13 protein-coding genes are annotated in these 12,742 nt (G+C 71.4%); 10 read left to right on the top strand and 3 right to left on the bottom strand.

Annotated features, from left to right (window positions below; all coding sequences use genetic code 11):
• Window positions 1–137 precede the first annotated feature (137 nt).
• A complete protein-coding gene (locus N4P33_RS24585; RefSeq protein WP_260828915.1) occupies window positions 138–380 on the bottom strand; it encodes a hypothetical protein in 243 nt (80 codons plus the stop codon).
• Window positions 381–620: 240 nt separating this feature from the next.
• Between N4P33_RS24585 and N4P33_RS24580 the strand changes: the two genes are divergently transcribed.
• From N4P33_RS24580 to N4P33_RS24540, 9 genes are all read left to right on the top strand, one after another.
• The gene (locus N4P33_RS24580; protein WP_260828913.1) at window positions 621–1,589 is read left to right on the top strand and encodes a complex I subunit 1 family protein; all 969 of its coding nucleotides are present in this window, start codon (window positions 621–623) and stop codon (window positions 1,587–1,589) included.
• Window positions 1,589–2,260, top strand: a complete 672-nt coding sequence (locus N4P33_RS24575) for an NADH-quinone oxidoreductase subunit I (protein ID WP_260828912.1) — start codon at window positions 1,589–1,591, stop codon at window positions 2,258–2,260. Before N4P33_RS24580 ends, N4P33_RS24575 begins: the two co-directional genes overlap by 1 nt.
• Window positions 2,257–2,904, top strand: a complete 648-nt coding sequence (locus tag N4P33_RS24570; protein ID WP_260828911.1) for an NADH-quinone oxidoreductase subunit J — start codon at window positions 2,257–2,259, stop codon at window positions 2,902–2,904. Before N4P33_RS24575 ends, N4P33_RS24570 begins: the two co-directional genes overlap by 4 nt.
• Complete coding sequence (nuoK, locus tag N4P33_RS24565; RefSeq protein WP_260828909.1) at window positions 2,904–3,311, top strand: NADH-quinone oxidoreductase subunit NuoK; 408 nt, start codon at window positions 2,904–2,906, stop codon at window positions 3,309–3,311. The genes N4P33_RS24570 and nuoK overlap by 1 nt, the downstream gene beginning before the upstream one ends.
• Complete coding sequence (locus tag N4P33_RS24560; protein WP_260828908.1) at window positions 3,308–5,302, top strand: NADH-quinone oxidoreductase subunit L; 1,995 nt, start codon at window positions 3,308–3,310, stop codon at window positions 5,300–5,302. The genes nuoK and N4P33_RS24560 overlap by 4 nt, the downstream gene beginning before the upstream one ends.
• 6 nt (window positions 5,303–5,308) lie before the next feature.
• On the top strand, window positions 5,309–6,883 hold the full coding sequence (locus N4P33_RS24555) for a NuoM family protein (protein ID WP_260828907.1): 1,575 nt from the start codon (window positions 5,309–5,311) through the stop codon (window positions 6,881–6,883).
• On the top strand, window positions 6,880–8,379 hold the full coding sequence (locus N4P33_RS24550) for an NADH-quinone oxidoreductase subunit N (protein WP_260828906.1): 1,500 nt from the start codon (window positions 6,880–6,882) through the stop codon (window positions 8,377–8,379). Before N4P33_RS24555 ends, N4P33_RS24550 begins: the two co-directional genes overlap by 4 nt.
• Window positions 8,380–8,645: 266 nt before the next feature.
• Window positions 8,646–9,509, top strand: a complete 864-nt coding sequence (gene htpX, locus N4P33_RS24545; protein ID WP_260828904.1) for a zinc metalloprotease HtpX — start codon at window positions 8,646–8,648, stop codon at window positions 9,507–9,509.
• Complete coding sequence (locus N4P33_RS24540; RefSeq protein ID WP_260828902.1) at window positions 9,506–9,901, top strand: YccF domain-containing protein; 396 nt, start codon at window positions 9,506–9,508, stop codon at window positions 9,899–9,901. The genes htpX and N4P33_RS24540 overlap by 4 nt, the downstream gene beginning before the upstream one ends.
• A gap of 100 nt (window positions 9,902–10,001) precedes the next feature.
• Here N4P33_RS24540 and N4P33_RS24535 read toward each other — a convergent pair whose 3' ends face one another.
• Complete coding sequence (locus N4P33_RS24535; protein WP_260828901.1) at window positions 10,002–11,252, bottom strand: APC family permease; 1,251 nt, start codon at window positions 11,250–11,252, stop codon at window positions 10,002–10,004.
• A 140-nt stretch (window positions 11,253–11,392) separates the two neighbouring features.
• On the opposite strand from N4P33_RS24535, the gene N4P33_RS24530 reads away from it, so the two are divergent.
• Window positions 11,393–11,659 carry a GlsB/YeaQ/YmgE family stress response membrane protein gene (locus tag N4P33_RS24530; RefSeq protein WP_260828900.1) on the top strand — a complete coding sequence of 89 codons (267 nt, stop codon included), beginning with the start codon at window positions 11,393–11,395 and terminating at the stop codon, window positions 11,657–11,659.
• A 578-nt stretch (window positions 11,660–12,237) separates the two neighbouring features.
• Here the strand turns inward: N4P33_RS24530 and N4P33_RS24525 are convergent.
• Window positions 12,238–12,444 (bottom strand): hypothetical protein, encoded by a 207-nt coding sequence (locus N4P33_RS24525; RefSeq protein ID WP_260828899.1) that lies wholly within the window; start codon window positions 12,442–12,444, stop codon window positions 12,238–12,240.
• Window positions 12,445–12,742: the final 298 nt, after the last annotated feature.

Here is a 12,742-nt window from a genome sequence, read left to right as displayed (position 1 = left end):
GCGCGGGGCGCCGACGCACCGGCCGGCCCGCGCCGGGCACGCACCGCGAGCGAAGGCTCGGCGTCCCAGCAGGCCGACACCGGTGCCGCGGCACCAGGTCCTCGCCGTGCGCGCAGTGCGAGCGAGGGCTCCGCGAGTCAGCGGTCGGAGGCGCCGGACACCCCCGAGGCGACGAGCACCGACTCCGCCACCACCGCACGCGAGTCCGGCCGACCCGACCGCAAGCCCTCGGTCACGCCACGCAGCCCCGACGCCCCCTGGCACCAGCCCCGTCCGGCCTTCGACGAACCCGAGCCCGAGCCCGAACCCGGGACGGGCCCGACGACCGACACCGGCAACGACGCGGGGACCAGCACCAGCACCGGCACAGCCACTCGCACCGCTGCGGACGCTGAGCCCGAGCCTGTATCCGGCACCGGAGCCGAACCGGAACCGGCGCCCGAGCCTGCCCCGCAGCCGGAGCCCGAATCGGAACCCGAGCCTGCCTCGCAGCCGGAGCCCGGATCGGAACCCGAGCCTGCCTCGCAGCCCGAGTCGGAACCGTCACCCGAGCCTGCCCCCGAGCCCCGCCCCGCCCCCGAATCCGACCGCACCCCCGACAACCCTTCAGGAGGCCCGCAGTGAACGACGTGCTCGACGTCACCCTGCGACTCCTGCTCGTCTTCGTCGTCTTCCTCACCTTCCCCCTGATCATCGGTCAGACCGAGCACAAGGTGATGGCCCACATGCAGGGCCGCCTCGGCCCCATGTACGCCGGCGGATTCCACGGCTGGGCCCAGCTCATCGCCGACGGCGTGAAGTTCGCGCAGAAGGAGGACGTCGTCCCGGCCGGCGCGGACCGCCGTATCTTCCAGCTCGCCCCCGCCGTCGCCCTCCTGCCCTACCTCCTCGTCCTGCTCGCCATCCCGATCGGCCCCGGCGAGGGCGCCGTCGGCCAGGTGCTCGACGCGGGCGTCTTCTTCGTCCTCGCGGTGATGGGCGTCGGCGTCCTCGGCTCACTCATGGCCGGGTGGGCCTCCGCCAACAAGTTCTCGCTCCTCGGCGGCCTGCGCACCGCCGCCCAGCTCCTCGCCTACGAACTGCCGATGCTGCTCACCGCCGCCTCCGTGGCGATGGCCGCCGGCACCGTCTCCCTCGTCGGCATCCTGGACGCCTTCGAGTGGTGGTGGCTGCCCTGGCAGATCACCGGCGCACTGGTCTTCTTCATCGCCGGACTCGCCGAACTCCAGCGCCCGCCCTTCGACATGCCCGTCGCCGACTCGGAGATCATCTTCGGCGCGTACACCGAGTACACCGGTCTTCGCTTCGCCCTCTTCCTCCTCGCCGAGTACGCCGGGATCGTCGTCCTGTGCGGCCTGACCACCGTCCTCTTCCTCGGCGGCTGGCACGGCCCCTGGGGCGCCGACGGACTCGGCTGGGTGTGGACCCTGCTGAAGACCGCCGTCCTCGCCTTCCTCGTCATCTGGCTCCGCGTCACCTACCCCCGCCTGCGCGAGGACCAGCTCCAGAAGCTCTCCTGGACCCTCCTCGTCCCCCTCTCCCTCGCCCAGATCGCCCTCACCGGCATCGTCAAGGTGGTGTTCCTGTAATGGCCCCGATCCCCGGCTCCGGCCTGGCCAAGGGCCTGGCCGTCACCCTGCGGACGATGACGAAGAAGTCCGTCACCGACCAGTACCCGGACGCCCAGCCCGAACTGCCGCCCCGCACCCGCGGTGTGATCGGCCTGTTCGAGGAGAACTGCACGGTCTGCATGCTGTGCGCCCGCGAGTGCCCCGACTGGTGCATCTACATCGACTCCCACAAGGAGACGATCCCGGCGGCGACCCCCGGCGGCCGCGAGCGCAGCCGCAACGTCCTCGACCGCTTCGCCATCGACTTCTCCCTGTGCATGTACTGCGGTATCTGCATCGAGGTCTGTCCTTTCGACGCCCTGTTCTGGTCCCCGGAGTTCGAGTATGCCGAGACCGACATCCGTGACCTCACCCACGAACGCGACAAGCTCCGCGAGTGGATGTGGACGGTCCCGGCCCCACCGGCCCTCGACCCCGGCGCCGAGGAACCGAAGGAAGTCGCCGCGGCCCGCAAGACCGCCGACAAGCTGGCCCAGCAGGCTGCCGCCGAATCCGCGGCGCCCTCGGTGCCGCCGTCCGGCACCGAGCCGCACGCCGACGAGCAGGCCCGCGCCGCCGAAGCCCCGCCCCGGGCTCCGGGAGACTCCGAGCAGCAGACCGACCAGCCACGGCGGGAGGGCCGGGAATGACCCTCGCAGCGACCGCCGGCCGACTCGCGGCCGGCCGCGCCGACCTGGCCGCCGAGTCCCACGGCTTCCTCTCACCCACCGGCGTGGAGATCGCCTTCCTCCTCGTCGGCCTGGTCACCTTCGGCGCCGCCCTCGTCACCGTCACCACCCGGCAGCTGGTGCACGCCGCCCTGTGGCTGGTGGTGACCCTCGGCGGACTCGCCGTCGAGTACCTCCTGCTCACGGCCGAGTTCATCGCCTGGGTGCAGGTCCTCATCTACGTCGGTTCCGTCGTCGTCCTCCTCCTGTTCGGTCTGATGCTCACCCGCGCCCCCATCGGCCGCTCCCCGGACGCCGACTCCGGCAACCGCTGGGCCGCCCTCACCGTGGCGGTCGCCGCCGCGGCGGCCCTGATCTGGGTGGTCGTCGACGCCTTCCGCACCACCTGGATCGATCTGGACGGCGCACCCGCCGGCTCCACCGACGTGACCGGCGCGAGCCTCTTCCAGCACTGGGTCCTCCCCTTCGAGGCCCTCTCCGTCCTCCTTCTCGCCGCCCTCGTCGGCGCGATCGTCCTCTCCCGCAAGGCGAAGGCCGAAGCCGCAGCGAGCACCCGGCGCGACAAGGAAGCCAAGGAAGCCAAGGCCGAGGAAGGTGACCGCTGATGCACCTCGCCTATCCCGCCGTCCTGTCCGTCCTCCTTTTCTGCACCGGCCTGTACGGCGTCCTCGCCCGCCGCAACGCGATCCTGGTGCTGATGTCGGTCGAGCTGATGCTCAACGCCGTCAACCTCAACCTCGTCGCCTTCGACGTCTGGCTCAGCCGCGCCGCCCGGGACACCCTGCACTCCGGTCAGGCCCTGACCCTGTTCACCATCGCCATCGCCGCCGCCGAGATCGGCATCGGCCTGGCGATCGTCCTCGCCGTGTACCGCAACCGCGGCACCTCGGACATCGACAAGCTCCGCGACACCGCCGAGGGCCACGAGCCCGACGGCCCCGGCGGCGACGCATTCGGCAGTGACGCCCCCGCGACCCCGGCGGCCGGCGAGAAGGCTGAGGCCACCGCGTGACCACGACCACCCTCGCCGTCCTCGTCCCCCTCCTTCCGTTCCTCGGCGCGATCGCCGGACTGCTGCTCGGCCGCATCGCGCCCGGCTTCGTCCGCCCGCTCGCGGTCCTGCCTACGCTGGCCTCTCTCGCCCTCGCCGCGACCGTCGCCGGGCGCCAGGGCGGCGACCAGGCCGTGGACGCCGCCACCGAGCTCACGCCCACCGGCTCGGTCCCGATCGAACTCGCCCTGCACATCGACGGCTTCGCCGCCCTCACCGCCGTCCTGGTCGGCGTCGTCGCCTCCTGCGTGCAGATCTACTCCACGGGCTATCTGCGCGACGACCCGCGCTACCCGTCGTACGCCGCGCTCGTCTCCCTGTTCACCTCCGCGATGCTCCTCGTCGTCTACTCGGGCGACCTGATGGTGCTGCTGGTCGGCTGGGAAGTCATGGGCATCTGCTCCTACTTCCTGGTCGGCCACTACTGGGAGACCCCCGAGGCCCGCGCCGCCTCACTGAAGGCCTTCCTGGTCACCAAACTCGGCGACGTCCCCTTCCTCATCGGCCTGTTCGCCCTCGCCGCCGACGCCGGGTCCTTCCGCATCACCCGGGTCCTCGGCGCCGTCGCGAACGGCTCCCTGGAGCACCCCACACTCATCGCCCTGCTGCTCCTGGCGGGCGTGGCGGGCAAGTCGGCGCAGTTCCCGCTGCACACCTGGCTCCCCGACGCGATGGCGGGCCCGACGCCCGTCTCCGCGCTGATCCACGCCGCGACGATGGTCGCCGCCGGTGTCTACTTCGTCGCCCGTCTCCTCCCGCTGTTCGAGGCCTCCCAGGCCGCGATGATCGTCCTCGCGGTCATGGCGGCCGTGACCATGGCCGGCTCGGCGCTCGCCGCGCTCGCCCAGGACGACATCAAGCGCGTCCTCGCCTACTCGACGATCGGCCAGCTCGGCTACATGACCGGCGCCCTCGCCGTCGCCGACCGCGGCGCCGCCGTCTTCCACCTCCTGTCCCACGGCGCCTTCAAGGCGCTGCTGTTCCTCGCGGCCGGCGTGATCATCCACGCCGCCGGCACCAACTCGCTCGCCGCCATGTCCCGCATGAGCCATCTGCGCGACCGCGTCCCGGACGCCTACTGGACGATGACCGTGGCGTTGCTCGCGCTCGCCGCGATCCCGCCGTTCAGCGGCTTCTTCTCCAAGGAGGCCGTCCTCGGCGTCGCCGAGCACGTGGTCACCGGTCACACCGAGCACGCCCCCGCCGCCGCGGGCTGGATCGTCCTCCTCTCCGGACTGCTCACCGCGCTGCTCACCGCCGCGTACGCGATGCGCCTGTGGCTGCTGGCCTTCCGCGGCCACGGCACCGAGGCACCCGACCACGGCCGGCAGCCGCTGACGATGACGGCAGTGCTCTGGGTGCTTGCGGTGCCCTCGATCGCCCTGGGCGGGCTCGCGTTCCGCGTCCTGCCCGACTGGTTCGACGGGCACGACCTCACCCCGACCCTCACCACCTCCGTCCTCGGCACGGGCGTGGCGCTGGTCGGCGGCATCGTCACCTATGCCGCCTGGCGGCACACCACCACCGCGGCCGCCCGCGTCCCGCTCGGCGCCGTCGCCGCGCACCCGGAGGGCGACGCCGGGCAGGTCGAGGCGGAGGCCATCGCCACCCACGAGCCCGCCTACGGAGACGTGGCCTACGCACCCGACCCGGCGGACCCCGGACGGCTCCTGCTCGGCCCGCTCCACCGGCACGCGGCCGTCGGCTTCCACGTCGACGCCGTGTACTCGGCCCTCTTCGTCCGCCCCGTCCGGGCCGGCGCGAGCCTCGTCCGCTTCCTCGACCGCGAGGTCGTCGAGACCTACGTACGCGGAGCCGGAGCCCTGCCCCGCTGGCTCGGCACGGCCGTACGAGGGGCGCAGACCGGCAATGTGCAGACCTATGTGAGCGCGCTGCTCGCCGGCACCGTCGTGCTCGCGGTGGCCGTCGTCCTCGTCGCCACGGGAGCGTGAGCAGGCGTGATCGATATCAGCGAGTCCGTGATGCAGTTCCTTCTGGCGTTTCTCGTCGTCGGCCCGCTCCTCGGCGCCGCCGCGGCCCTGCTGCCCGCCCCGCCCGGGCTGAAGGGGACGTCACCCGACCAGGCCGTGCTCCGCCATGGCGTCACCGTCACCGGCGCGGTTCTCGTCGCGGCGATCGTCCTCGCGCTCGGCTTCGACCACGACCAGCCGTCGAAGATGCAGGCCACGACCGACATCAGCTGGATCCCCGCACTCGACGTGCGGATCCACCTCGGCACCGACGGCATCTCCCTCCCCCTTCTGGTCCTCACCGCGCTGCTGACCTTCCTCAGCGCGCTCTACTCCTACTTCAAGCCACCGACAGGCCCGTCCCCGAAGGCGTTCGTCGCCCTGCTGCTCGTCCTCGAGTCCGGCACCCTCGCGACCTTCGCCGTCCTCGACCTGATCCTGTTCTTCCTCGCCTTCGAGATGGTCCTCATCCCGATGTACTTCCTCATCGCCCGCTGGGGCGGCGAGGGCCGGTCCGAGGCCGCCTGGAGGTTCATCCTCTACACGCTGCTCGGCTCCGTGGTCATGCTGCTCGGCCTGCTCCTGATCGGAATCAAGGCGGGCACATTCGACATGGTGGCACTCGCCACTGACAACGGCCGGTCGCTGACCACATCCGTGCAGGTCATCGCCGTTCTGGCGATCGGGATCGGGCTCGCGGTGAAGACCCCGATGTGGCCGCTGCACAGCTGGCTGCCCGACGCCCACACCGCCGCGCCGACCATCGGCTCGGTCCTGCTGGCCGGCGTCCTGCTGAAGATGGGTACGTACGGGTTCGTCCGGATCCTTCTTCCGGCGGCCCCCGACGGGTTCCGCACCTTCGCGCCGTACCTCGCCGCGTTCGCCGTCGTCGGCATCATCTACGGATCCCTCGCCTGCCTCGCCCTCGCCAAGCGCGGCGCGAAGGGCGACCTCAAGCGCCTCATCGCCTACTCCTCCGTCGGCCACATGGGCTTCGTCCTCCTCGGCATCGCCACCATGACCCCGACCGGCGTCAACGGCGCCCTGTTCGCCAACATCGCCCACGGCCTCATCACCGGCCTGCTGTTCTTCCTCGTCGGCGCGCTCAAGGACCGCACCGGCAGCACCGACCTCGACACCCTCGCCGAGGAGACCGGCGCCGCCCTCTACGGCAAGGCCCCGCGTCTCGGCGGGCTCCTCGCCTTCGGCGCCGTCGCCTCCCTGGGCCTGCCCGGACTCGCCGGATTCTGGGGCGAGATGCTCGCCCTGTTCGGCGCCTTCGACCCCGCGGACGGGCTCAGCCGCCCCGCCTTCCTCACCTTCATGGCGATCGGCGCGTTCGGCACGCTGCTGACGGCCGCGTACCTGCTGGTCGTGGTCCGCAGGGTCTGCATGGGCGCCCTGCCCCAGGACGCGCCGAAACTCACCGACGTGCGCGGCTACGAGTTCGCGGCCTGGACCCCGCTCGTCGTCCTCACCGTCGTCGCCGGGCTGTGGCCGAAGGCCCTCCTCGGGCTGACCGATCCGGCCGTGCAGCAGCTCCTCGCAGGAGGCACCCGATGAGCTCCCTCGTCCAGACCGTCGACTGGCTGGCCATCGCGCCGCCCACCATCGCCGCGGTCGTCGGACTCGTCGTCCTCGTCGCCGACCTGTTCGTCCCGGAGTCACGGAAGCCGCTGCTCGGCTGGCTCTCGGTGGCCGGGCTCGCCGCCGCCACGCTCATGCTGCTGCCGCTTCTCGACGCCGACCGCAGCACCTTCTGCCTCGTCGGCGACGCGCGCGTGTGCAGCTACACCGCCGACCGGTTCACCCTCGTCATCCAGCTCCTGGTGCTCGGCGGAGCGCTCCTCGCCGCGCTCCTGTCGGTCACCGCCCTCAAGGACGACGCCAAGCGCCTGCCCGAGGGCGAGTACTGGTTCCTGTTCCTGTCCTCCGCCGCCGGTGCCGCCCTGCTGCCCGCCTCCCGCGACCTCGCGACGCTCATCGTCGCCCTGGAGGTCGCCTCCCTGCCCGCCTTCGCCCTGGTCGGCCTCCGGCACGGCGACCGCAGGTCGTCGGAGGCTGCCCTGAAGTTCTTCCTGTCCTCGGTCACCGCCACCGCGGTCAGCCTGATGGGCATCAGCTTCGTCTACGCCGCCACCGGCACCCTCCACCTCACCCGCGTGGCCGAACGCATCCAGGACGTCGACGGACAGCTCGACACCCTCGCCCAGACCGGCGTGGTCCTCACCCTGATCGGCTTCGCCTTCAAGACCGCGGCCGTCCCCTTCCACTTCTGGGTGCCCGACACCTACGTCGGCGCCCCCCTGCCGATCGCCGCCTACCTGTCGGTCATCGGCAAGGCGGTCGGCTTCTCCGGCCTCATCCTCGTCACCGTCGTCGCCCTCCCGTCGTACGCGGACATCTGGGGCCCGGCCCTCGCCGTGCTGGCCGCCCTCACCATGACCGCAGGCAACGTCGGCGCCCTCCGGCAGCAGGCCACGCGCGCGTACAGCGCGGTTCGCCTGCTCGCCTGGTCCTCCGTCGGCCAGGCCGGCTACCTCCTGGTGCCGATCGCCGCCGCCGCGTACTCCGACGACGCCGAGCAGTCGATCGGCTCCACCGTCGCCTACGCGCTGATGTACGGCGCCGTGAACCTCGGCGCGTTCGCGGTCGCCGCCGTGGTGGGCCGTACGAAGACGCTCAACCGCATCTCGGACTACCGCGGCCTGTACGCCTCCAGCCCGCTCACCGCCCTGCTGCTGGCCTTCTTCCTGCTGTGCCTCGCCGGGCTCCCGCCGGGCATCATCGGCCTGTTCGCCAAGGTCACCGTGTTCTCGGCGGCCGTGGACGCCGGACTGGGGTGGCTGGCCGTCGTCATGGCCGTCAACGTCGTCATCGCGCTGGTCTACTACCTCCAGTGGACGGCGGTGCTGTTCCGTGCCCCCGAAGGCGCACCGGCGAAGCACCCGCTCACGGCGCCGCTCACCGCCGCGCTGGCCCTCACCGGCGTCCTCGGCATCGCCCTGTCCGGCGCACCCCAGCTGATCCTGCGCTTCACCGGCACCGGACTGTTCTGAGCCCCGGCTCTCCGCCGATCCCCGGCCGCGTTCCGCACGCGCGCGTGGCGCATCCCGCCCGCACGCGCGCGTGCCCCACGGCCCGCCGTCACCCGGACGGTTGACACGCGCCACCACGGGCCCAAGGGAACTCGTCCCCCTCGCCTGGCGTTGTCCGATACGGGAGGGTCCACTGGACGTGACACCACCACGACCAGTGGCAGCGCCGATCACAGGGAAGATCAGCCAGCAAGGGTTCCCCTGCCGCACGACTTGGAGGGCGTACCGTGCACCGCCGGCACAACGGGCTCAGGACAGCGGTCCTCCTCGGGGGACTGTCCGCACTCATCATCGTCATCGGCAGCTTTTTCGGCCGCATGGGGCTCGTCGTCGCCGTCGTGATCGCCCTCGGCACCAACGCGTACGCGTACTGGAACAGCGACAAGCTGGCCCTGCGCGCGATGCGCGCCCGCCCGGTCAGCGAGTTCGAGGCCCCCGGGCTGTACCGCATGGTCCGCGAGCTCTCCACCCAGGCCCGCCAGCCCATGCCCCGCCTGTACATCTCCCCGACGGAGGCACCCAACGCCTTCGCCACCGGCCGCAACCCGCGCAACGCCGCCGTGTGCTGCACGGAGGGCATCCTGCGCCTGCTGGACGAGAGAGAGCTGCGCGGCGTCATCGGCCACGAGCTCAGCCACGTCTACAACCGGGACATCCTGATCTCCTCGGTCGCCGGCGCCCTCGCCTCCGTGATCATGTTCCTGGTCAACTTCGCCTGGCTCATCCCGATCGGCCGCTCCGACGACGACGACGGCCCCGGCCTGCTCGGCATGCTGCTGATCATGATCCTCGGCCCGCTCGCCGCGACGCTGATCCAGCTGGCCATCAGCCGCTCCCGCGAGTACGAGGCCGACGCCTCCGGCGCCCAGCTCACCGGCGACCCGCTCGCCCTCGCGAGCGCCCTGCGCAAGCTGGAGCTCGGCACCAAACAGCTCCCGCTGCCGCCCGAGCCCCGTATCGAGACGGCCAGCCACATGATGATCGCGAACCCGTTCCGGCCCGGTCAGGGTTTCTCGAAGATGTTCTCGACCCACCCGCCCATGGCGGAACGCATCTCCCGACTCGAGAAGATGGCAGGTGGCACCCGGTGAAAACCATCCTGAACGTCATTTGGCTCGTCCTGAGCGGCTTCTGGCTGTTCCTGGCCTATCTGCTCGCCGGCGTGCTGCTCTGCATCACCATCATCGGCATCCCCTTCGGCATAGCCGCGTTCCGCATCGGCGTCTACGCGCTGTGGCCCTTCGGGTACACCACGGTCGAACGCCGCGACGCGGGCGCCGGCTCCTGCATCGGCAACGGCCTGTGGCTGATCCTCGCCGGCTGGTGGCTGGCCCTCGGCCACATCGCCACCGGCATCGCCCTGTGCGTGACGATCATCGGCATCCCGCTCGGCATCGCCAACTTCAAGCTGATCCCGGTCTCGCTGCTCCCGATGGGCCGCGACATCGTGCGCACGGACGAGCCGTTCTCGTCGGTGAGGTAGAGCACCGGGGCGCCTTCCGGCGGAGTACCGGAACGGCCTCCACCCTTCACGGGTTCCGCAACGCCCTCCGCCCTTCACAGGAACAGCCACCGCGGAACAGCTAGCGCCGCGTCCTCAACCGCCGTACCCCGTAAGCCGCCACGCCCACGGTCAGCACCCCCGCACCCACGGCCACCGACAACCCCGGCAGCGAGAACGCCAGCAGCAGACACCCGGCCAGCCCCACCGCCGGCAGCACTCGCGCGGCCGGCCGCCCCGAACCCAGCGTCCACGCCGACGCGTTGGCCACCGCGTAATAGACCAGCACGCCGAAGGAGGAGAACCCGATCGCGCCCCGCAGGTCCACCGTGGCGGCCAGAACGGCGACCACCGCACCCACGGCCACCTCCGCCCGGTGCGGAACCTGGAAGCGCGGATGCACGGCGGCCAGCGCGACCGGAAGATGCCGGTCACGGGACATGGCCAGCACCGTCCGCGACACACCGAGGATCAGCGCGAGCAGCGACCCCAGCGCGGCCACCGCCGCACCCACCCGCACCACCGGCGCCATCTCGGGCACCCCGGCCGCCCGCACCGCATCGGCCAGCGGCGCGGCGGCGTCCCCCAGCGCCTCCGCGCCCAGCACCGACAGGACGGCCACAGCGACCGCCGCGTACACCACCAGCGCGATGCCCAACGCCAGCGGCACCGCACGCGGAATGGTGCGCGCCGGATCCCGGACCTCCTCACCGAGCGTCGCGATCCGCGCGTACCCGGCGAAGGCGAAGAACAGCAGCCCGGCCGCCTGGAGCACCCCACCGACGCCACCCGAGGCCCCCAGCCCCAGCTGCCCGGCATCGGCCCGCCCCGAGGCCAGACACACGGCCACCACACCGGCGAGCACGGCCAGCACCACCGTCACGATCACCCGCGTCAGCCAGGCCGACTTCCGCACCCCGCCGTAGTTCAGCGCGGTCAGCGCCACCACGGAGGCGACCGCCACCGCATGCGCCTGACCCGGCCAGACGTACGCGCCCACGGTGAGCGCCATCGCCGCACAGGAGGCGGTCTTGCCGACCACGAAGGACCAGCCCGCCAGGTATCCCCAGAACTCCCCGAGCCGCTCGCGCCCGTACACGTACGTGCCGCCCGAAGCCGGATACAGGGCGGCCAGACGTGCCGACGACATGGCGTTGCAGTACGCGACCACGGCCGCGAGCGCGAGGCCGAGCAGGAGCCCCGTCCCGGCGGCGTGCGCGGCGGGTGCCAGAGCGGCGAAGATCCCGGCGCCCAGCATCGAGCCGAGCCCGATGACCACGGCGTCGCCGAGACCGAGTGTGCGGCGCAGTTCGCTGCCGGAGGGTGCTGCCATGGGGCCGCACCCTACTGATCGACGCAACCACCGCACGTCCCGGCGACGTCCTGCACACCAACGCGGCACCAACAGGGCTCGAACACGCGCACGGCGAGCGAGCAGGTGCGAGGCCGGCCGGAAAGGGAAGGCGCGGGGGCATGACGATCATCAGCTGGATCATCCTGGGACTGCTGGCCGGAGCCATCGCGAAGTTCCTGCTGCCGGGCCGCGACCCGGGCGGCCTCATCGGCACGACCCTCATCGGCATCGCCGGCGCCTTCACCGGCGGCTGGATCTCGGCCCGCTGGCTGGACCACCCCATCAGCAAGGACTTCTACGACGGCACGACCTGGGCCGCCGCGATCGGCGGCTCACTGGTCCTGCTGATCGCCTACCGCCTGCTGTTCGGCCACTCACGCAACTGAACGGCGCGACCCTGCGAGAAGGCGCCCCCACGATCAGGGCGCGCCCAACGAGAAGGGTGGGCCCCGAAAGCGCGAGCGCCGGGCACCCACCCTCGCGCGCCCTACCGGTAGTTCACGTACCGTCCGCTTGATCGGCTGACGTGCATGTCTGCGTCAACTTCCGGGTTGACCTGCGGAAACCACTGTCAGTATTTGCCACTGTTGCGCAGCGTTAGACGTGGCCTTGTGCCCTGACTGTGCCCTCACGCCAACGGCCGGACCTTCGGGTCCGGCCGTAGTGCTTTGGGGTGCCGCTCAGTGGAGATCAGTCCTCGTTCCCTGCCCGATCCGTTGGAAGCCGCGGATCGTGGCGGGCTTCCAGACGGGCGAGCGACCGAACATCCTGTCGGCCGGCGGGAGCTCGCCGCGCCCGCGGGACCGGTAGGACCGGATGGTCTGCTCGCTCACTCCCCAATGGTCGGCGACGTCCGCGATCGTCCAGTAGTCAGTGGTCGGATCCGCCATGGCTCCCCCTCTGGCCCGCTCCCGTAGCCGCGGCCCGGGAACTTTGGCCGCTCGATGTTGACAAGGTGTACGCGTCAGTCACTTTCGGACGCTTCACCGGCGAGCACGATGCGCCGAACCTGCTGGCGCGTGTAGCCCGTCGCCTCGCAGATGTCCTTCTGCGCGACGCCGTCGATGTCGGCCTGTCGGATTGCGGCGGCCAGCTCTTGCCGGAGGATCTCGGCGCGCTGTTCGGCCTCCCGGAATCGCTGCGCCATCTGCGCCAGTGATCGCTTATCCATGACACATAGTGTTCCATCAGTCGTCATGGAACATGAGGTTACTCAATCCCCCCAGAATGTCTATGGTTATAGCGCTTGACGATGGAACATGATGTTCCCTAGAGTGGGGTTGTCGGCGGGGAGACCAGCCGACAACGCAAGCGGCCCCCGGCGGTGTTGGAGCACCGACCGAGGGCCTGACGGAATCCACCCGACCGAACCGGGAGACCCGCTGTGTCGCATCCTTCCATCCGCCGTGAGCGTCGCGCCACGCGCCGCACCCTCGCCGCCCGCCTCCGCGCCCGCGCCGCCGCCACCC

The organism is Streptomyces sp. 15-116A (assembly GCF_025290915.1).
In the GTDB taxonomy this organism is placed as follows: domain Bacteria; phylum Actinomycetota; class Actinomycetes; order Streptomycetales; family Streptomycetaceae; genus Streptomyces.
Note: the sequence above shows the minus strand (reverse complement) of the source record. Positions and strands in the feature narration are given on the sequence as shown.